Source organism: Cellulosimicrobium sp. GQ32, assembly GCF_059758455.1.
On the sequence record NZ_JCAXEP010000015.1, the window covers coordinates 74,922 to 94,973 of the forward strand.

A 20,052-nucleotide genomic window follows, 5' to 3' on the forward strand; every position below is an offset into this window, starting at 1 on the left:
CGCTCGCACGCCGTCGAGGTAGAGGCGTGGTACCGCCAGGTAGAGGCGTGGTCACGCCCACCTCTCTACCTCGCGGTACCAGGGCTCTACCTCGGGGTACCAGGGCTCTACCTCGGCGGGAGGGTGGGCAGGAGGTCGAGGGCGAGGTCGAGGATCGGGGCCGAGTGGGTGAGCGCGCCGACCGAGAGGTAGTCGACGCCGGTGCCTGCGACCTCGCGCGCGCGGTCCAGCGTGAGGTTGCCCGTGGCCTCGAGCTCGACCTTCGCCGGGACGCCGTCCTTCCCCTCGCGCGCCCGGACGGCCGCGACCGTCTCGGCGAGCACAGGCGTCGGCATGTTGTCGAGCAGGAGGAAGTCCGCGCCCGCCGAGACGGCCTCGAGCGCCTGCGCCGTCGTGTCCGCCTCGACCTGCACCAGCACGTCGGGGAACGTCCGTCGGATCGCGGCGATCGCGGCGCTCACCGACCCGGCCGCCACGACGTGGTTGTCCTTGACCATCGCGACGTCGTAGAGGCCCATGCGCTTGTTCGTGCCCCCGCCGGCGCGCACCGCGTACTTCTCCAGGGCGCGCAGGCCGGGCGTCGTCTTGCGCGTGTCGAGCACCTGCGCTCCCGTACCGGCGAGCTCGCGCGCCCACGCGCGCGTCGCCGTCGCGACGCCGGACGCGCGGCTCGCCAGGTTGAGCAGCGTGCGCTCGGCCGCGAGGAGCACCTGGACCGGCCCCGTGAGCGCGGCGAGGACGCGGCCTCGACCCACGGCCGCGCCGTCGGACGCGACGAACGTCACCTCGACGGGCGGGAGCCCGAACCGCTCGGCGACCTGCCGCGTCACCTCCTCGACGACGACGAGCCCCGCCACGACCCCGTCCGCGCGCGCCACGAGGTGCGCGGTCCCGGTGGCCGACGGCGGCACGGTCGCCTGCGTCGTGACGTCGCGCCCCGGGGCGACGCCCAGGTCCTCGTCGAGCGCCCGGGCGACGGCCTCGGCGATCCACGCCGGGTCGAGCCCCGGCTCGACGCGTGACGGGACGGGCGGCGCTCCGCCGTCGGGCGAAAGGGCGGGCACGGGCTCGGCAGGGCTGCTCACGGCCCCACCGTAGTCGCCCCCGCGGGGCGTCGAGCACGACCCTGCGCGCCGTCGAGAACGATCCTGTGGTCGTTCTCCGGCGGACGACGACGGCAACGTCGTGCTCGGCGCGGGGCGGTCAGCCGACGCGCAGCGTCCCGTCGGCGTCGAGCGACACCAGCACGCGGCGCTCCCACGCCGGGTCCGTGTCCGGGAAGTCGGTGCGGAAGTGGCCACCGCGGCTCTCCGTTCGCAGCGCCGCCGCCGCGGTGAGCGCGGTCGCGACCTGGTGCACGTTGGTCGTCTCCCACTCCGCGGCCTGCGGCTGCGCGACGACGTCGCTCGCCTCGTGCGCGTCGGTGCGGACCGCGGCGAGGCGGGCCGCGGCGGCGGCGAGCCCGTCGCCGTCGCGGATCACGCCCGGACCGGCCGAGGCGATCGACTGGATCCGCGAGCGCGCCGCGGCGGCGACGAGCGCCGACGGTCCGGGACGTCGCACGGGCTCGACCTGCTCGAGCTCGCCCGCCGCGACCCGGTCGGTGATCTGGCGCGCCGCGCGGTGCGCGAACACGAGGCCCTCGAGCAGCGAGTTGGACGCGAGCCGGTTGGCGCCGTGGACCCCCGTGCACGCGACCTCACCGATCGCGTAGAGCCCGTCGACGGTCGAGCGCCCGTGCAGGTCCGTCACGACGCCGCCCGAGTGGTAGTGCTGGGCCGGCGCCACGGGTACGGGCTCCTCGGTCCAGTCGAGGCCGTTCTCCGCGAGCCGCTCGGTGATCGTCGGGAAGCGCGAGCGCAGGAAGTCGGCGCCGAGGTGGCGCGCGTCGAGCAGCACGTGGTCCGAGCCCGTAGCAGCCATCTGCCGCACGATCGCGTGCGCGACGACGTCGCGCGGCGCGAGCTCGGCCATGGGGTGCTGCGCGGGCATGAAGCGGTGGCCGTCGGTGTCGAGGAGGATCGCGCCCTCGCCGCGCACCGCCTCGGAGATGAGCGGGAGCTGGCCCCGAGCACCGAGCCCGAGCCACAGGACCGTCGGGTGGAACTGGACGAACTCGAGGTCGCCGAGCGTCGCACCCGCGCGCAGCGCCGCCGCGATGCCGTCGCCCGTCGCCTGCGGCGGGTTGGTCGAGGAGCGGAACACCTGGCCCACTCCCCCGGTCGCGAGCACGACCGCGCGCGCGAGCACCGCGCCGACGCCGTCGCGCGTGCCCTCACCGCGCACGTGGAGCGTGACTCCGCAGGCACGCGGGGCGCCGTCGGGCCCCTCACTCGTGAGGACGTCGAGCACGAGCGCGTTCTCGATGACCTCGATGCCCGGGTCGCTGCGCACGGCGTCGAGCTGGGCCACGAGCGCACGGGAGATCTCCGCCCCCGTCGCGTCGCCGCCCGCGTGCGCGATGCGGTCCGCGTGGTGGCCGCCCTCGCGCGTGAGCGCGATGTCGCCGTTCTCGGCCCGGTCGAAGTTCGCGCCGCGCGCGACGAGCTCGCGCACGCGCGCCGGGCCCTCCGTGACCAGGACCTCGACCGCGGCCGGGTCGCACACCCCGACGCCCGCGACGAGCGTGTCCGCGAGGTGTGCCTCGGGCGAGTCCTCGGGGTCGAGCGCCGCCGCGATGCCGCCCTGCGCCCACACCGTCGAGCCCGACGACAGCTCGCCCTTGGTGACGAGCAGGACGCGCGGCACGCGCGTGCGCAGCTCGAGCGCCGCGGTGAGGCCCGCGATGCCGGACCCGACGACGACGACGTCCGTCGTCGTCGTCCAGCCCGGTGCGGGGGCCGCGAGGGTCCGGGCGAGCACGGGAGCCCCCGGCCTGCCGCGTCCGCTCACGCGGGGCGCACCGCGGACGCGACGCTCGCCCCGCCGTCGCCACCACGGAACGGGGCGAACGGCAGGCCGCTCGCCTCGAGGCCGTGGCCCGCGGGCACGAGGCCGGGCTCGTCGGAGAGCTCGACGATCCGGTTCTGCTCGTCCACGAAGACGACGTTCGGGAGGTAGGTGCGCGCGTCGGCGTCGTCGAGCATGCCGTAGGCGATGAGGATGACGACGTCGCCCGGCTTCACGAGGTGCGCGGCGGCGCCGTTGATGCACACCTGGCCGGCGCCGCGCTCCCCCGGGATGACGTAGGTCGTCAGGCGCGCGCCGTTGGTGACGTCCACGACGTCGACCTGCTGGCCCGGGTAGAGGTCCGCGGCGTCGAGCAGGTCGGCGTCCACGGTGATCGAGCCGACGTAGTGCAGGTCGGCCTGCGTCACCGTCGCGCGGTGGATCTTGCCGATCATCATGGGGCGCTGCAGGGACGCCGGACGACGCTGCGGGCTCGACGGGGTCTGCGCGGTCACGCGGTACCTCCAGGTGCGGGGGCGCGGTCGTCGGGGTCGGCGGCCCGGGTCGCGGGCGGCGCGATCTCGACGGCCGCGTTGTCGATGAGACGGGTGGTGCCCACGCGTGCCGCGACCAGGAGGAGCCCGGGGCCGACGGCGCCGGGCGCCAGGTCCTCCACGGTAGCGGGATCGACGAGCGCCACGTAATCCAGGTCAACGCCGTCGGCGGCGTCCAGGATTCCCCGCGCGGCGGCGAGGACGCCCGGCGCGTCGGCACCTACGGCCGCCGCGTCCTCACCGGCGCGCAGCGCGCGGCTCAGCGCGAGCGCCTCGTCACGCTCCGCGGGCGACAGGTAGGCGTTGCGCGACGAGCGCGCGAGCCCGTCGGCCTCGCGCACCGTGGGGACCGCGACGATCTCCACGTCGAGGTCGAGGTCGGCGACCAGGCGTCGGACCGCGAGGAGCTGCTGCGCGTCCTTGGCCCCGAACACCGCGACGTCGGGCCGCACCAGGTGGAGCAGCTTGAGCACGACCGTGAGCACGCCGTCGAAGTGACCGGGCCGCGACGCGCCCTCCAGCACGGTGCCGATCCGGCCCGAGGTGACCCGGACGATCGGGCCGGCGCCTCCTGCAGACGGTCCGAGGTCCGGGTACAGCTCCTCGACGGCGGGCGCGAAGACGACGTCCACGGCGACGTCGTCGCCCGCCGCGGCCAGCAGCGCGACGTCGGCCGCGACGTCGCGCGGATAGCGCTCGAAGTCCTCGCCGGGACCGAACTGGAGCGGGTTGACGAAGTCGGTGACGACGACCTGCCCGTCCGGCCCGACCTCGGCACGCGCGCGGCGCACGAGCTCGAGGTGTCCGGCGTGCAGCGCCCCCATCGTCATGACGACGGCGCGGCGCGCGCCCGCGTGCGCGACGGCCCAGCCGTCGAGCGCGGCGCGGAGGTCGGCGCGCGTGGTCACGACGCGCGGGGCGTCCGGCCGGGACGTCGGCGGGACGTCCGGGGCGGGGGTGGTGGTCATGCCGTTCCTTCGTCGTCGTGCGGGTCCTGCGGGTCGTGCGGGTCGCCGTGCGGCTCGGCGCCGGGCCCTGCGTCGGGCGCTTCCGCGAGCGCGTCGAGGAGGGTGCGGGCGGTCTGCTCGTCGAGACGCCCGCCCGCGAGCGCCCGATGGGTCACCGCGCGGCCCAGCGCACGGTACGACGGCGGCACGTCGGACGCGTCGCTCGTCGCCGCGAGCGCGTCGAGGGCATCCAGGTGCTCGCGCACCGTACCGACGTCGCCGCGCACGACGGGGCCGGTGAGGCCCAGGAGCGCGCCCGCCCCCGCCCCGGTGCCCGACTCGGCGCCCGCGTCCGCGCCGCGGGTCGCGCCGTCGAGCGCGGCGGCGAGCAGCGGGGCGAGCGCCCGGCCCGGCTGGTCGACGCCCGCGGCCTCGAGCGCCTGCGCGGCCTGGGCGACGAGCACGACGAGGTGGTTCGCCCCGTGCGCGAGGGCCGCGTGGTACAGCCCGCGGGACTCCTCGGCCACGACGACGGGCTCCCCGCCGAGCTCCACGACGAGGGCCTGCCCGATCGGCAGGACCGGTCCCGGGGCGGTGACGGCGAACGTCGTGCCCTCGAGCCGCGCGAGGTCGAGCGACGTACCGGTGAACGTCATGGCGGGGTGCAGCGCGAGCGGGATCGCGCCCGCGGCGCGGGCCGGGTCGAGCACGGCGGTCCCGTAGCGGCCGGACGTGTGCACGACGATCTGTCCCGGCTGCCAGGCCCCCACCTCGGCGAGGCCGCGGACCAGGGAGCCCAGCGCGTCGTCGGGCACGGCGAGGAGCACGAGCTCCGCGCGCTCCACGACCTGCGGGACCTCCAGCACGGGCACGCCGGGCAGGAGGGTCTCGATGCGCTCGCGCGACGCGTCGGAGACGCCGCTCGCGCCGACGACGGCATGCCCGGTCGCGCGCAGCGCGCTCCCGAGCACCGCCCCGACCCGACCCGCCCCCACGACGCCCACGCCCAGGCGTCCGGGCCGCGACGCCCCCGCGCTCACGCCTGCTCCCCGTCGGCGGCCGGACGGTCGTCGGGTCCGGCACCGGGGGCGGGAGGCGGCTCGGCGGCCGGCGCGGACGCGGGCACCAGGGGGACGTCGTCGCGTCGCATCCACAGCTCCGGGCCGGCGTGCGCGCGGGCCTCGCGGGCGCGCTCGGCCTGGGTGTCGAGGAGGCGCGCTGCGTCGCCCGCGTCGAGGTGCCAGACCTTGGGCGACACCGGGCCGGGCGTCGAGTGCACCGCGAACGTCGCGACGTCGAACCGACGCTGGAGGGGGCCCTGCTCGAGCCCGAGGGACTGCGTCCGCTCGTGCGGCACGACGACGAGGCTGCGGAACACCCGGCCGCCGCGCAGCACGAGCGCGCGGTCGGTCACCGTGAAGCCGTTGCGCCGCCACGACACGAGGTCGAGCAGGCGCGCGCGTCGCGGGGTCACCGTGAAGTGCTCGCCCGCGTCGAGGCCGGACAGGCCCTCGTCCAGGAGAGCGCGCGGGTCGGGCGTGCCGAGGTCGGGCAGCACGAGCCACAGCGCCGCGAGCGCCTCGTCGCGCGTCCCGACGGGCAGCAGCACGCTCGTCGTGTCCGACCCGTCGGAGCTCACCCCGTAGCCCGCCACGTTGACGTCGACCCGCCACCAGTCCGGCCCGCGCCAGAACGGGCCCTGCCGCAGCCGCACGGCCTGGACGCGGCCGGGCGGGATGGTCTGCGACCGGGTCTCCAGGAGGCCGTGCCGCAGGCGGATGCCGTCCGGCGAGATCGCCGAGCGGAAGCCGAACTCGCCCGAGAAGCGGGAGAAGAGGAAGCCCCCGAAGCCGAGGACCGCGGGCAGCGCGCTGAACAGCACCCCGATCTCTCGCGTGCCGATCACGACCCCGGCGATCCCCAGCACACCGAGGACGAGGCCGACCGTCGCGCCCGACCGCACGAGCGAGGCGACGAGCCGACCCGGACCGACCGCGGTGACCGGCTGCTCGGGCGCCTCCGGGGCGACCAGCACCTCGTCGCCCACGGACGCTCCGCTGATCGGCGGCATCGTCGACGGGGCGCTCGGGTCAGCCGCCGGGGACGTGGCACCGACACCCGCCGCGCTCCCGTCCGCGACCGCCGTCGGGACGCCGACCGGGCGCTCGCGCGCGACCCGCAGGCCGGCGGCGCGCGCGAGGAGGTCGTTGCGCAGCCGGTTGGCCTCGACCTCCTTGAGGAAGCCGAGCTTCACGCCCGAGTCCGCACCCCCGGCGACCTCGAGCTTGAGCTCCGCGAGGCCGAAGAAGCGCGCGAGGAGCGGCTGCACGACGTCGACCGCCTGGAGCCGGTCCAGCCGTGCCTTGCGCTGCTGCCGGAACAGCACGCCCGTGCGCAGGTGCACCGACTCGTCGTCGACCGCGTAGCTCGTCATGCGCCACGCGAGCGCCGAGTACCCCAGCCCCACGAGGCCCACCGCGAGGATGCCGAGGAGGATGATCCACCAGCGGTTCCCCTCGAGGAGGTTCTCCCCCTCGGGCAGCCCGTTGAGCGTCTGCTGCCCGACGACGACGAGCAGCACCGCGATGACGGTCCAGCCGCGCACGAGCGGGGTGACCGGGTGCACCCGGTGCCACACGAGGTCGTCGGTGGCCGGTGCGTCGCTCACAGGCCCGCCAGCCTCGCCTCGCCGCGCGACGCCAGGCGGTCGCGCAGGCGCTCCGCCTCGGCGGGCTCGAGGCCGTCGATCGTCGCGTCGGTGGACGCCGACGCCGTGTGGAGCTGCACCTGCGCGATACCGAGCTTGCGTGCGAGCGGGCCGGCCTGCACGTCGACGTACTGCATGCGGCCGTACGGCACGACGACGAGCTGGCGGAACATGATGCCGTGCCGGATCAGCAGGTCGTCGTCGCGCTCGGCGTACCCGATCGCGCGCACCTGGCGCGGCACGAGCACGAGCGCCCACAGCCCGAGGAGCACGAGCACCCCGAGCACGAGCCACTGCCACCAGTGCGGGAAGAGGATCGCCAGCACGATCGCCGCGACGGCCGGCACCGCGAGCGTGATGCCCACCGACAGCAGGCGTGCGGTGATCAGCCGAGGCGACACGCGGGTCCACTCGATGCCGGGCGGGTCGAAGGGGCCGGTGCCGCGGGCGTCCAGGTCCCGTGCAGGGTCGGTCATGCGTCGATTCTCCCATCCCGTCCCGGTGCGCCCGGGGTTGCGCGTCACGGCCGGCCGGGGCGCCGCCGACGCCACCGGGTCGCGGTGCGCTGCCATGCCGAAGAACGCGGCGCGTCAGGCGGGCGTGCTCGCGCCCGGCGTCTCCGGGTCCTCGCGCGTCGTCGAGCCCTCGCGGCCCTCGCCGTGGTCGTCGGGCGGGAGCTGGCAGAACCGCTCGGCCACGAGCCCGACGACGGCCAGCAGCACCGCGCACGCGACCGCGACGCCCGCCGCCACCGCGCGGCCGCGCTGTGCCTCGATCGAGAGGTCGGGCAGGGCCACGAGCACCTGCGCGCCGTACCAGCCCGCGAGCAGGGCGCCCGTGAGAGCGGCGGCCTTGGCGAGCACGAACGTGCGGGCCGCGCGGATCGCGTCGAGCGAGGGCCGCTTGCCCCGCTGGTACGCGCGGACGGTCCACCCCGCCCAGAACACCGCCGCGGCGAGCGCGACGACCGCCACGTCGACGACCCACGGCACCGGCGGCAGGTGCGTGCCGCGCCCCTGGAGGAGCCGCACGACGAACCAGCCCACGACCGCCGTGGCGACGGCCACGAGCAGCAGGGTGCGGACCGAGGTGCGCCGCATCAGCGCTCGGCGTCGTGCGCGCCGCCCGAGACCGGCCCGAACGGCGGCCACGGGTCGGTCGCCGGGCGCAGGGACGAGTCGGCGAGCGGTCCGGGTGCCGACGCCTGGGCCGACTGCTGGGTCGGAGGCTGGACCGGCCCGGAGACCGGGGCGAAAGGCACCGACCGGATGATGCCGTCGTCGACCGGGGTGGCGGGTTCGGCAGGGACCTGCGCGGGCGGGACCGCCGCGGGCGGCGCCTCCACCGGGTGCGCGGCGACCGGGGGCCCTGCCGGGCGGACGGGCGCGAAGGCGGGGAAGACGGGGGCGCCCGGCTCCGAGGGCTGCACGTCCTGCGTCGGCGGCTCGGGGTCGGGCAGCGCCGCCGGCCGGTGCGACGGGCCGGGGAACGGCGCGACGGGCGGCGACCCGGGCTCGTGCGAGCCGAACGAACCGTCCGGGACGACTCCCGGGGCGCCTTCGATCGAGGGCGCCACGCCGTCGGACACCGGGGCGAAGACGGGGCGGGCCACGGGGGCATCCGTCGGGACCACCTGCGGCGGGACCGCGGCCTGCGGCGGCGTGACGGGAAGCACCGCGCCCGGGGCGGAGGGCTCCTGCGGCGCCACGGGCTGCGCGGGCAGCGGCTGCTGCGGCACCGCCGGCCGCTGGGGCAGCGCCTGGTGCGGTGCCTGCGGTGGGACGGGCGGGTGCTGGGGCCCGGACGGCGCGGGGGCGTCCTCCGGGACCGCCTGCACGCCGACCGGCCCCGACGTCGACGGTGCCTCGTGCGGGCCGGGGGCGGCGTCGGTCGGCGTCCGCCCGTACGGGTCGTCGACGACCACGGGCTCCGCCGGCGCGGGCACGGGGGCCGCGTCCGAGCCTCCGGTCGCGAGCGGGACCGCACCCGTGGGCTCGGGCGCCGCGTCGGTCAGCCAGTCTAGCGCGAGCCACCGGATGCCGCCGCGGTCGGGCGCGGTCGCCGCGAGCGCGGCGACCGGACCCCCACCGAGGCCGGGCAGCACCGCGTCCGGGTCGATCTGCGACCACGGCTCGAGCACGAACGCCCGCTCGTGGGCGCGGGGGTGCGGCAGCTCCAGGTCGTCGGCGACGGCCGTGAGCGTGCCGTACACGATGAGGTCCACGTCGAGCGTGCGCGGCCCCCACCGCTCGTCGCGCACCCGGCCGTGCGCCTGCTCGACGGCCTGGCACGCGTGCAGCAGGTCGCGGGCCGAGAGCCGCGTGCGGGCGAGCAGGACCGTGTTGAGGAAGTCGGGCTGGTCGGGGCCGCCCACCGCGGCCGTCCGCGCGAGCGGCGAGACCTCGGTGATCTCGAGCCCGGAGATCCGGTCGAGGTCCGTGATCGCGTCGCGCAGCGTCTGCTGGGCGTCGCCGAGGTTCGCCCCGAGGGCGAGCACCACCTCGACGAAGCCCGCGGGCACGTCGTCCATGCGGTCGTGCTCGACGGGCGGAGCAGGGATCTCCTCCTCCGGGGCGACCTGCGCGGCAGGCTCCTCGGACGGTGCGGCCGGGGCAACCGCGTCGGGCGCTGCCGCCGCGACCGCGGCAGCGGCGACGGGCACCTCGGGCGCCGCGTCGCCCTGCGCCTCGTACGTCGGCTCGTACGTCGGCTCGGCGAAGGGCGCGTGGAGCGGCTCGGCAGGAGCCGCGGACGCCTGGTCGTGGACCGGCTGCGGCTCGTGCTCCGCGAGGGGCGCGGCGGCGGGGACCGGCCCCGGCTGCTCGGGCGCGGGCGGCTCGGTCGGCGTCGGCCCCGGCGCGGGGACCACGCCCGGCAGGCCCTCCGCGGAGGGCTCGGCCGGCGCCGGGGGCGCCGATGCCTCGAGGAGCGCGTCGTACGGCTCCGGGGCCGGCTCGGGCGCGAGGCCCGGTGCCTCGGGGGCGGGCACGGCGCCGGTCGGCTCGTCGTTCGCTTCCGGTCCGGGCACCGCCGGGGCCTCGCGCGTGGCGTCGCGCTCGTCGTCGAGGTCCTGGGCGCCACCCGCGACCTCGTGCTGCGGCTCCGGCGACGAGGGCTCGACGGGGACCGCGGTCGAGCCCGGGGGGATGCTCGGCGGCATGACGTCGGGTGCCGGGGCGAGCTCGACCCGCTCCTCGGCGACCGGGGCGTCCCCGACGCCGTGGATGAGGGCGGGCGCGACCGAGCCCACCGGGATCGGCGCGACGAGCTGCTCGGACCGGCGGGAGAGCGGCGCGACGACCGGCACGACGACGCGGTCCCGGCGGATGACGACCTCGACGTCCTCGAACGGGACCGTGATCGGCGCCTGCGGCTTGTGCACGGCGACGTCGACCGCGACGACCTCGTCGTGGGTGAGGATCGTCGCCGCGATGCGCTCGGCCACCGTCTCGACGAGGTCGGCGGGCGAGCCCGCGAGCACCGCCACCACGTCCTCGGCGACGCCCGCGTAGCTGACGGTCTGGGCGAGGTCGTCACCGCTCGCCGCGGCGCGCGTGTCCAGGTGGAGCACGACGTCGGCGCGGAAGAGCTGGCCCTCGACCTTCTCGTGCTCGAAGACGCCGTGGTGCCCCGTGGCGCTCAGGCCCGTGAGCCGGATCCGGTCGAACGGCCGTCCGTCCGCGTCGAGGACCGCTCCTGCGAACGCTGTGGTCACGTCGTGCTCCCGTCCGGTGCTCCGTCGCCGCCCGCCGGTCGGGCGGACGGACCTCTCGTCACCGTGTCTCGTTGCGTGTGTCGTGCTGCGCCGGGCCGGCCGCGCCGCGGGGCCCGTCGCCCATCCTGCTAGGTGGTGGGCCGCGCCGTCGAGTCGCTTCCGGTCCTCGGTCGGCCGGTCGCGCCCCCGCTCCCGTCCCACCGGCCCGACCCGGCCGCGCCCGCACGGGACCATGCCGCCGCGACGCGCACCGCGTCGGCCGACGCCCGGACGGTGTGGACCCGCACGCACCACGCACCCGCGGCGGCGGCGAGCGTCGTGATCGCGGCGGTCGCGTCGTCGCGCAGCAGGGGCGGCACGGGCTGCCCGTCGGACCGCGCGAGCAGGTGCCCCAGGAACCGCTTGCGGGACGCCCCGACGAGCACCGGCAGCCCGAGCTCCTCGAGCTCGTCGAGCCGCGCGAGCAGGGGCCAGTTGGACGACCCTGCCTTGGAGAACCCCAGGCCGGGGTCGAGGACGACCTGGTCGCGCCGGACCCCCGCGGCGAGCAGCGTCTCGACGCGCGCCGCGAGCTCGTCGCGCACGTCCGTGACGACGTCGTCGTAGTCCTCGAGGTCGTCCATGACGTCGGCGTGGCCGCGCCAGTGCATGCAGACGTACGCGACGCCGGTGCGCGCCACCACGTCGGCCATCGCCGGGTCGGCGAGCCCGCCCGAGACGTCGTTGACGATCCGGGCACCCGCCGCGACGGCGCGCTCCGCGACGACGGCGCGCGTCGTGTCGACGCTCACGACCGCTCCCTCCGCGGCGAGCGCGGAGATCACGGGCAGCACGCGCGCGAGCTCGGCCTCGACGGGGACGCGGCCCGCGCCGGGGCGGGTCGACTCGCCGCCCACGTCGAGGATGTCTGCCCCCTCGCCCAACAGCTCGCGCCCGTGCGCGACCGCGGCGTCCGGCTCGTACCACTCGCCACCGTCGGAGAACGAGTCGGGCGTGACGTTGACGACGCCCATGACGAGCGTCCGGCCGACGTCGGCCAGCTCCTCGAGCCCGGCGACCACGAAGCGGTCCACGGGACTAGCGCCCCAGGATGAGGCTCATCGCCTCGGCCCGCGTCGCGCCGTCGCGCATCTGGCCGCGCACCGCCGACGTCACCGTGCGCGACCCCGGCTTGCGCACGCCGCGCATCGACATGCACAGGTGCTCGCACTCGACGACGACGATCGCGCCGCGCGGCTGGAGGTGCTCCACGAGCGCGTCGGCGATCTGCGACGTGAGCCGCTCCTGGACCTGCGGGCGGCGCGCGAAGACCTCGACGAGGCGTGCGAGCTTCGACAGACCGGTGATGCGGCCGTCGACGTTGGGGATGTAGCCGATGTGCGCGACGCCGTGGAACGGCACGAGGTGGTGCTCGCACGTCGAGTACACCTCGATGTCCTTGACGAGCACCATCTCCTCGTGGCCGAGGTCGAAGGTCGTCGTGAGGACGTCCGCGGCCTCCTGGCGCAGTCCCGCGAAGATCTCGCGGTAGGCGCGCGCCACGCGGGCCGGGGTGTCCCGCAGGCCCTCGCGGTCCGGGTCCTCCCCCACCGCGAGCAGGAGCTCGCGGACGGCGGCCTCGGCGCGCTCCTGGTCGTACGGCGGCACGTCCGCCGGGGCGCGCAGGTCCTCGGCCGCACGGGCCCGCGTGATCGCGGTCGGTGCGGCGCCCGTGCCCGGAGCCTCCCCCATCAGTCCTGCCCCGGCTCGCGCACGTCCGTCGCGTCGAGCGTGCCGTCGCGCCCGAGCGCCCGGTCGAGCGGACTGTCCGCCGGGACCTCGCCGATGCGCTCCGGAGGCAGCTCGTCGTTCGCGGCGGCGGCCTCGTCCTGCGGGATCACCGGGGCGCCGTTCTGCGCCGCCATCTCGGCGTCCGTGAGGACGGGCCCGCGCTGCGACACGGCGCGCTGCTCGCTCGAGAGCCAGACGTCGCGCGCGTCGCGCTTGACCACCGGCTCGAAGACTCGGGCGAGCTCCGCCTGGTTGAGCGTCTCCTTCTCCAGGAGCTCGAGCACGAGCGCGTCGAGCACGTCGCGGTACTGCGTGAGCACCTCCCACGCCTCGTCGTGCGCGGCCTCGACGAGCTTGCGCACCTCGTGGTCCACGGTGCCGGCGACGGACTCGGAGTAGTCGCGCGTGTGGCCCATGTCGCGGCCCATGAACGGCTCGCCCGAGCCGGTGCCCAGCTTGATCGCGCCGACGCGCTCGCTCATGCCGTACTCGGTGACCATCTTCTTGGCGATCGCCGTGGCCTTCTCGATGTCGTTCGAGGCGCCCGTCGTCGGGTCGTGGAAGACGAGCTCCTCGGCGACGCGCCCACCCATCGCGTACGCGAGCTGGTCGAGCAGCTCGTTGCGCGTCGTGGAGTACTTGTCCTCGGTCGGCATGACCATCGTGTAGCCGAGCGCGCGGCCGCGCGGCAGGATCGTCACCTTGGTGACGGGGTCCGTGTAGCGCATCGCCGCGGCGACGAGGGCGTGCCCACCCTCGTGGTACGCCGTGATCTTCTGCTCCTTGACGTTCATGACGCGCGTGCGCTTCTGCGGCCCGGCCACGACGCGGTCGATCGCCTCGTCGAGCGCGCGGTCGTCGATGAGCTGCGCACCGCTGCGGGCAGTGAGGAGCGCGGCCTCGTTGAGCACGTTCGCGAGGTCGGCACCGGTGAAGCCCGGCGTCCGGCGCGCGACCGCCGCGAGGTCGATCTCGGGGACGATCGGCTTGCCCTGGGCGTGCACGCGCAGGATCGCCTCGCGGCCCTTGAGGTCCGGCGCCTCGACGGCGACCTGGCGGTCGAAGCGGCCCGGGCGCAGGAGCGCCGGGTCGAGGATGTCGGGACGGTTCGTCGCCGCGATGAGGATGACGTTCGTCTTGACGTCGAAGCCGTCCATCTCGACGAGGAGCTGGTTGAGCGTCTGCTCGCGCTCGTCGTGCCCGCCTCCCATGCCGGCACCGCGGTGGCGGCCGACGGCGTCGATCTCGTCGACGAAGATGATAGCGGGCGAGTTCTCCTTGGCCTGGGTGAACAGGTCGCGGACGCGGCTCGCGCCGACGCCGACGAACATCTCGACGAAGTCCGAGCCGGAGATCGAGTAGAACGGCACGCCCGCCTCGCCGGCCACGGCGCGCGCGAGCAGCGTCTTGCCCGTCCCGGGCGGGCCGTAGAGCAGCACGCCCTTGGGGATCTTGGCCCCGACGGCCTGGAACTTGTCCGGCTCCGCGAGGAACTCCTTGATCTCGTGGAGCTCCTCGACCGCCTCGTCCGCACCGGCGACGTCCGCGAACGTCACCTGCGGGGTGTCCTTGGAGACCAGCTTGGCGCGCGACTTGCCGAAGCCCATCACGCGCGAGCCGCCGCCCTGCATGCGCGAGAGCAGGAACCAGAACAGCACGCCGATGATGAGGAACGGGATGAGCAGCCCCAGCAGGGACGACCAGAACGACGGCTGCGCGACCTCGGAGTTGTACCCGTCCTTGGGCTCCGCCGCGACGACCGCGTCGACCACGGCCTCGCCCTGGGGCTGGACGTAGTAGAACTCGACGTTCTTGCCCTTGTTCTCCTCGGTGTCCGTGCCCTCGTCGACCACGTAGTCGTCGGACAGCGTGAGACGCACGCGTTGGTCGCCGTCCACGATGAGGGCCTGCTCGACCGTGTCGCCCGAGAGCAGCTCGAGGCCCTGGGACGTGTCGATGCGCTGGACCGTCGGGCGCGACAACGTCGCGAACGCGATCCACAGGATCACGAGGCCCAGGACGATCCAGACGATCGGCCCACTGAGAATCTTCTTGATGTTCATCGGCGACGGGGCGTGCGCCCCGGATCCCTCCGCTCGCGCAAGTGTTCGGGCTCGAAACTACACTCTGGACCTTGACGCCTGCTGGGGATCACGCCTCTGTTCGCCCAGGGCGTGGCCCACGTCCCCTGGGCGCGGGCGCCACGGCGCCCGGACGCGGGACGCCGCCGCGCCACCGCGGCGGCGGACGTCCCCGCCTCCCGTTCAGCTCGAGTACACGTGGGGCGCTAGCGTCCCGACGAACGGCAGGTTGCGGTACTTCTCCGCGTAGTCGAGGCCGTAGCCCACGACGAACTCGTTCGGGATGTCGAACCCGACGTACCGGACGTCGACGTCCGTCTTCGCCGCGTCGGGCTTGCGCAGCATCGCCGCGATCTCGACCGACGCCGGGCCGCGCGAGCGCAGGTTCGACAGGAGCCAGGAGAGCGTGAGGCCCGAGTCGATGATGTCCTCCACGATGAGCACGTTGCGGCCCGTGAGGTCGGCGTCGAGGTCCTTGAGGATCCGCACGACGCCCGAGGACTTGGTGCCCGACCCGTACGACGAGACCGCCATCCAGTCCATCTCGACGTGGCTGTGCAGGCGGCGCGCGAGGTCCGCCATGACCATGACGGCACCCTTGAGGACGCCGACGAGCAGGAGGTCCTTGCCCGCGTAGTCGCGGTCGATCTGCGCCGCGATCTCGTCGAGCCGCGCACCGAGCTGCTCCTCGGTGAGCAGGATGTTCTCGAGGTCGCCTGCGACGTCCGATGCTTCCACGGGGGTCACTCCTGAGGTGTGGGGGTGGTGGGGCTGCTGAGGGTGGTGAGGGCTCGTGGGGGGGATGCCGCGCCGGGGCGTCGTCTCCGGGCCCAGGGAAAGCCTGCCACACGCGCGCGCGGCCCTCAGGTCGCCTGGCAGGTGCACGGTGCCCTGACCCCGCCACGCCGTGACGAGCGCGTCGAGCGCGTCGACGTGCACGGCGAAGAGGTCGCTCGCGGGGCAGCCCGCGCGCAACGCCGCCGTCCGCAGCGCCCGACGGCGCAGGGCTGGGTGCGCGGTGGCGAGCACCTCGGCGTCCAGCACCACGCTGGCGGCGACCGCCGCCGCAGGCTCGCCGACCGGGCCGCCCTCACCGTCGACCAGGGTCGCCACGAGGGCGGTCACGAGGAGGTCCGCGGCGAGCGCGTCGAGCAGGTCGGCGTCGTCGCGCAGGAGACTCGCGGTCCGCGCGAGCGCCGGCACCGCCCCGGGCCCGAGGACGTCGACGAGCGCGGGCACGACGCGCGCGCGCACCTGCGAGCGCAGGGGAAGCGACGCGGTGCCGGGCGGCCCCGGGGCGTCGCCCGACGTCGCCGGTCCGTTCGTGGGGTCGTCCCACCACGCGAGCCCGAGCGCCCGGCACACGCCCTCGGTGTCCGCGCGCCGCAGCGCGAGGAACGGGCGCCGGTGGACGCCGCGTCGTGCCGGCATCCCGGCGAGCGAGCGTGCACCCGCACCGCGGGCGAGCCCGAGCAGCACCGTCTCCGCCTGGTCGTCGAGCGTGTGACCCAGGAGCACCGCGGCCGCGTCGTGCCGGGCGGTCGCCGCGCCGAACGCGGCGTACCGGGCCGAGCGCGCGGCGGCCTCCGGGCCGTCGCCCGATGCCGGTACGACGATGCGGCGCACCTCCACCGGGTCGAGCCCTAGGCCCCGGCAGCGCTCCGCGGCGTCCGCCGCGACACCGGCGCTGCCCTCCTGGAGCCCGTGGTCCACGACGACGGCGCCCGCGCGCAGCCCGAGCCGGGGCGCGACGAACGCCGTGGCGGCCGCGAGCGCCGTCGAGTCCGCACCGCCCGAGCACGCGACGAGCACGAGCGACCCGGGGTCCAGGTCCCCGAGCACGCCGCGCACGGCCCGGCGCGCGGCGGCGACGACGGGTGCCGGCCCGCCCACCGGCTCAGCCGTGGACGCGGCGCACCCAGGCGCGCGCGTCGGCGATCTCGCGGGCGGTCGGCAGGTTCTCGGGGGACGCCCACACCGCGTTGAACCCGTCGCGCCCGACCTCCTTCTCGACCGCGCGCACGAACGCCGCGCCGTCGCGGTACTGGGCGATCTTGGCGTCCATGCCGAGCACGCGCCGGAGCACGACGTCGAACCCGGAGCGCCCCTCGCCGTCGCGCCGGGCCTCGAACTTGCGGCGGATGCTGCGCACCGTACGCACGGTGCGCGGCCCGACGGCGTCCATCGCCACGTCGGCGTGCCCCTCCAGCAGGGCCATGACGGCCGTGACGTCGGCGAGGCGGTCCTGCTCCTCGGGCGTGAGGAGGCCGTCGACGAGGGTCCCGTCCTCGCCGCGCACGGCGTGCAGGACGGCGCGCCCCACGGTGGCGAGCTTCTCGCGCAGGCGCGCCTCGGCGAGCCGGCGCGACGACGCGGAGAGCTCGGTGAGGAGCGCGCTCGCCCGCGCGCGCAGGTGGTCGGCCAGCCACGGCGCGGCGGCGAACTGCAGCGCGTGGGTCTGCTCGTGCAGGCACACCCAGAGGCGGAAGTCGGCAGGCTTGAGGTCCAGGGCGCGCTCGACCTGCAGGACGTTCGGCGCCACGAGCACCAGCCGTCCGGGCGAGCCGGTGGCCGCAGGCGACGGACCGCCGTCGGGCACGGTGCCCGCCGCGGGCGCGGTACCGCCCAGCCCGCTGTAGGGGTCGAACTGGCCGAGGACCCGGCTGGAGAGGACCGCGAGCACCGACCCCACCTGGGCGGCCCCGACGAGCGCCGTCGCCTGCGGGACGCGTCCGCGCTCGCCGACGAGCGCGTCCGTCACGCCGTCGGTGAGCGACGCCATGATCTCGGTGTTGGCGCGCGCCCAGCGCGCGCGGTCCACCACGTACACGGTGCCGAGCCCGGTCGTCGGCCCAGCCGTCTGCCCCGTCGTCGGACCGCCCGCGGCGGGACTCATGCGCGTCACGTCGAGCACGTGGGGCACGGCGGCCTCCGCCGCGGTGCGCAGCCCCTCGACGAGGTCGGCGAGCTCGTCGCGCGATGCCTGCGGGCCCGGGCGCGCGAGCCGGCCCGCGATCTGGGCGGCGGCCGACCAGTCGACGATCGACGTGTCGCCGCGTGACGGGTCGCTGCCCGAACGGCCGTCCTGCTCGACGAGTGTCACCGTCTCACCGTATCCCGGCCCTCTCTCGGCCGGGACACGGTCTCCAGACAGGCCGGAGCGGGTCAGGCGGTGCAGCCGCACTCCGCGAGCGAGGCGACGAAGTCGTCGAAGATGAGGCGCGCGCCGTACGTGCCCCCGTCGGGGACGGCGTCGGCCATGAGGGAGAACACGAGGAGGCGGTCGTCGGCCGTGACGACCGTGCCCGCGAGCGACGTGACGTTCGGCAGGCTGCCCGTCTTGGCCCGCACGACGCCGCGGCCCGCGTTCTCGAGGTAGCGCTCGCCGAGCGTCCCGGACAGTCCCGCGACCGGCAGCCCGACGGCGCCGGGCCGCAGCTGCGGGTGCGCCGGGTCCGCGAGCAGGCCGACGACCTCGTCGAGCTGGGCGGGCGTGACGACCGAGCCGTCGCCGAGGCCCGAGAGATCGGCGAGCGTCGCGCCCGTGAGGTCGACCCCGAGCCCTTCGACCGCCGACCGCACGGCCTGCGTCGCGCCCGCCGCGGAGCCGGGCAGTCCCGCGTCGATCGCGACGACGCGGCCCACCACCTCCGTGATGGTGTTGTCGGAGTGCTGGAGCAGGTACGCGACGACCTCGCTCAGCGGCGCGGACTCCACCTCGCCGACCGTGCGGCCGTCGTCGGGCGCGGGTGCGCGCACCACGTCCCCCGCCACGGTGACCCCCTGCTCGGCGAGCGCGGCGACGAACGCGTCGGCGGCCGCCATCGCCGGGTCCTCCGCGCGCGGCGCGTACTCCTCGTCCTCGAGCCGCGCGATGTCGACCGCGAGCGCGGCGACGGGCGCGACGTACCCGTTGCGCACGCTCGCCGGGTCGACCGTCGGCGCGACCGCGGCACCCGTGAAGAGCGTGTCGTCGAGGCGGAGCGAGATCGTCGTGCGGCCCGTGAGCCGGAGCTCGCCCGCGACCTGCGCGGCGAGGTCGCCCAGGCCCGCCCGGCCGTTGACCGCCGTCGGGTCGCCGGCGCCCGCGGCGAGCATCATGTCGCCGCCGCCCACGACGTACACGGTCTCCTGGCCCTCGAGGACGGCGCGGGTCGGGAGGGTCGCGTGCGCCCCGGGCGACGTGAGCGCCGCCGCCGCGGTGAGCGTCTTGAGCGTCGACGCCGGGACGTGGCCCACGGTGTCGCCGCTCGCCCCGAGCACGTCGCCGGTGGCGGCGTCGGTCACGAGGACGCCGACGCGGGGACCGAGCCGCGTGTCGGCCGCGAGGCGGTCCACGAGGCCCTGCACGCTCCCCGTGGCTGGGACCGGTGCCGCGGCGTCGAGCGGCGGCAGCCCGACCTCGAGCGGCGGCGCCGCGACGGCGCCCGGCGCGTCGGGGAAGGGGTTCGGCTCCGGGTACGGCGCCGCCGTCGTGAGCACGCCGGGGACGGCGTCGTACGCGTCCGCGACGGCGTACCCGCCCGCGAGGAGGAGCACGACGCCGACGGCCACGCCCGTGCGCGTCCCCCAGCCCATGCGTCTCCCTCGTCCCGTCCCGTGCGCGCGCGCCTCCGCGGCACCGGCGGGCACCGGTGCCTGGACCGGGACGTCGGGTGCGGGCACGTGCGCATTATCACTCAGCTCGCCCGCCCGGGAGGCCGGTGGGAACCCTCCCGCGCGGACGGCACGTGTCACACTAGTTCCCGCACGACGGCGTGGTCCGTCGTCCACAGACCCAGCCACCGCCCGAGCGTCGCGGTGCCGGTACGACTGGAGGAAGCAGTGGAGTTCGACGTCACGATCGAGATCCCCAAGGGGCAGCGCAACAAGTACGAGGTGGACCACGCGACCGGTCGCATCCGCCTCGATCGCATGCTCTTCACCTCGACGCGGTACCCCGACGACTACGGGTTCATCGAGGGGACGCTCGGCGAGGACGGCGACCCCCTGGACGCGCTCGTGCTGCTCGAGGAGCCCACGTTCCCCGGCTGCCTGATCCGCTGCCGCGCGCTCGGCATGTTCCGCATGCGCGACGAGGCCGGCGGTGACGACAAGGTGCTGTGCGTCCCGACGGGCGACCAGCGCGCCGCGTGGCGCCAGGACATCGACGACGTCTCCGACTTCCACCGGCTGGAGATCCAGCACTTCTTCGAGGTCTACAAGGACCTCGAGCCCGGCAAGTCGGTCGAGGGCGCCCACTGGGTCGGCCGCGCGGACGCCGAGGCCGAGATCGAGCGCTCGCTCCAGCGCGCCATCGACTCCGGGTACCACACGCCGGGCCACTGACCGCGCGGCGTACGCCTGGCACGACGGCGCCCCTCACCCCACGGGGTGAGGGGCGCCGTCG

At 76.0% G+C, this 20,052-nt stretch carries 16 protein-coding genes and 1 pseudogene; 1 reads left to right on the forward strand and 16 read right to left on the reverse strand.

Going from position 1 to position 20,052, the window contains the following annotated elements:
• Positions 1-107 precede the first annotated feature (107 nt).
• The 16 genes and pseudogenes from nadC to dacB form a co-directional block, all read right to left on the reverse strand.
• A complete protein-coding gene (gene nadC, locus AC6CH9_RS19220) occupies positions 108-989 on the reverse strand; it encodes a carboxylating nicotinate-nucleotide diphosphorylase (RefSeq protein ID WP_498156342.1) in 882 nt (293 codons plus the stop codon).
• A gap of 214 nt (positions 990-1,203) precedes the next feature.
• Positions 1,204-2,892, reverse strand: a complete 1,689-nt coding sequence (locus AC6CH9_RS19225) for an L-aspartate oxidase (RefSeq protein WP_498156318.1) — start codon at positions 2,890-2,892, stop codon at positions 1,204-1,206.
• Entirely contained in the window at positions 2,889-3,347 is a 459-nt protein-coding gene (gene panD, locus AC6CH9_RS19230) for an aspartate 1-decarboxylase (protein ID WP_498156343.1), read from the reverse strand. The genes AC6CH9_RS19225 and panD overlap by 4 nt, the downstream gene beginning before the upstream one ends.
• Before the next feature lie 53 nt (positions 3,348-3,400).
• Positions 3,401-4,411, reverse strand: coding sequence for a pantoate--beta-alanine ligase (panC, locus tag AC6CH9_RS19235; RefSeq protein WP_498156319.1), 1,011 nt, complete (start codon positions 4,409-4,411; stop codon positions 3,401-3,403).
• Positions 4,408-5,430 (reverse strand): Rossmann-like and DUF2520 domain-containing protein, encoded by a 1,023-nt coding sequence (locus AC6CH9_RS19240; protein ID WP_498156320.1) that lies wholly within the window; start codon positions 5,428-5,430, stop codon positions 4,408-4,410. Before AC6CH9_RS19240 ends, panC begins: the two co-directional genes overlap by 4 nt.
• Positions 5,427-7,058: a PH domain-containing protein gene (locus AC6CH9_RS19245; protein ID WP_498156321.1), complete on the reverse strand. Its 1,632-nt coding sequence runs from the start codon at positions 7,056-7,058 to the stop codon at positions 5,427-5,429. Before AC6CH9_RS19245 ends, AC6CH9_RS19240 begins: the two co-directional genes overlap by 4 nt.
• Complete coding sequence (locus AC6CH9_RS19250) at positions 7,055-7,573, reverse strand: PH domain-containing protein (protein ID WP_141391024.1); 519 nt, start codon at positions 7,571-7,573, stop codon at positions 7,055-7,057. Before AC6CH9_RS19250 ends, AC6CH9_RS19245 begins: the two co-directional genes overlap by 4 nt.
• A 114-nt stretch (positions 7,574-7,687) precedes the next feature.
• A complete protein-coding gene (locus AC6CH9_RS19255; RefSeq protein ID WP_498156322.1) occupies positions 7,688-8,197 on the reverse strand; it encodes a DUF3180 domain-containing protein in 510 nt (169 codons plus the stop codon).
• Positions 8,197-10,812, reverse strand: a complete 2,616-nt coding sequence (gene folK, locus AC6CH9_RS19260) for a 2-amino-4-hydroxy-6-hydroxymethyldihydropteridine diphosphokinase (protein WP_498156323.1) — start codon at positions 10,810-10,812, stop codon at positions 8,197-8,199. The genes AC6CH9_RS19255 and folK overlap by 1 nt, the downstream gene beginning before the upstream one ends.
• A gap of 128 nt (positions 10,813-10,940) precedes the next feature.
• The gene (folP, locus tag AC6CH9_RS19265; RefSeq protein WP_498156344.1) at positions 10,941-11,825 is read right to left on the reverse strand and encodes a dihydropteroate synthase; all 885 of its coding nucleotides are present in this window, start codon (positions 11,823-11,825) and stop codon (positions 10,941-10,943) included.
• A gap of 64 nt (positions 11,826-11,889) precedes the next feature.
• A complete protein-coding gene (gene folE, locus AC6CH9_RS19270) occupies positions 11,890-12,543 on the reverse strand; it encodes a GTP cyclohydrolase I FolE (protein ID WP_498156324.1) in 654 nt (217 codons plus the stop codon).
• Positions 12,543-14,645 (reverse strand): ATP-dependent zinc metalloprotease FtsH, encoded by a 2,103-nt coding sequence (gene ftsH / locus AC6CH9_RS19275; protein WP_498156325.1) that lies wholly within the window; start codon positions 14,643-14,645, stop codon positions 12,543-12,545. Before ftsH ends, folE begins: the two co-directional genes overlap by 1 nt.
• Before the next feature lie 201 nt (positions 14,646-14,846).
• Positions 14,847-15,401 carry a hypoxanthine phosphoribosyltransferase gene (hpt, locus tag AC6CH9_RS19280; RefSeq protein ID WP_047233909.1) on the reverse strand — a complete coding sequence of 185 codons (555 nt, stop codon included), beginning with the start codon at positions 15,399-15,401 and terminating at the stop codon, positions 14,847-14,849.
• Between the two features lie 120 nt (positions 15,402-15,521).
• Positions 15,522-16,556, reverse strand: a pseudogene (gene tilS / locus AC6CH9_RS19285) (tRNA lysidine(34) synthetase TilS); the annotation flags it as partial.
• A gap of 4 nt (positions 16,557-16,560) precedes the next feature.
• Complete coding sequence (locus tag AC6CH9_RS19290; protein WP_498156326.1) at positions 16,561-17,766, reverse strand: zinc-dependent metalloprotease; 1,206 nt, start codon at positions 17,764-17,766, stop codon at positions 16,561-16,563.
• Positions 17,767-17,828: 62 nt separating this feature from the next.
• Positions 17,829-19,328, reverse strand: a complete 1,500-nt coding sequence (gene dacB / locus AC6CH9_RS19295) for a D-alanyl-D-alanine carboxypeptidase/D-alanyl-D-alanine endopeptidase (protein WP_498156327.1) — start codon at positions 19,326-19,328, stop codon at positions 17,829-17,831.
• Positions 19,329-19,487: 159 nt separating this feature from the next.
• Between dacB and AC6CH9_RS19300 the strand changes: the two genes are divergently transcribed.
• Complete coding sequence (locus AC6CH9_RS19300) at positions 19,488-19,991, forward strand: inorganic diphosphatase (protein WP_034655165.1); 504 nt, start codon at positions 19,488-19,490, stop codon at positions 19,989-19,991.
• Positions 19,992-20,052 lie beyond the last annotated feature (61 nt).

What these genes read in the sequence shown, in the direction of transcription:
- panD (WP_498156343.1), bottom strand. Translation starts at nt 3,347, where the DNA reads ATGATGATCGGCAAGATCCACCGCGCGACGGTGACGCAGGCCGACCTG.
- panC (WP_498156319.1), bottom strand. Translation starts at nt 4,411, where the DNA reads ATGACCACCACCCCCGCCCCGGACGTCCCGCCGACGTCCCGGCCGGAC.
- ftsH (WP_498156325.1), bottom strand. Translation starts at nt 14,645, where the DNA reads ATGAACATCAAGAAGATTCTCAGTGGGCCGATCGTCTGGATCGTCCTG.
- AC6CH9_RS19250 (WP_141391024.1), bottom strand. Translation starts at nt 7,573, where the DNA reads ATGACCGACCCTGCACGGGACCTGGACGCCCGCGGCACCGGCCCCTTC.
- AC6CH9_RS19255 (WP_498156322.1), bottom strand. Translation starts at nt 8,197, where the DNA reads ATGCGGCGCACCTCGGTCCGCACCCTGCTGCTCGTGGCCGTCGCCACG.
- folP (WP_498156344.1), bottom strand. Translation starts at nt 11,825, where the DNA reads ATGGGCGTCGTCAACGTCACGCCCGACTCGTTCTCCGACGGTGGCGAG.
- folE (WP_498156324.1), bottom strand. Translation starts at nt 12,543, where the DNA reads ATGGGGGAGGCTCCGGGCACGGGCGCCGCACCGACCGCGATCACGCGG.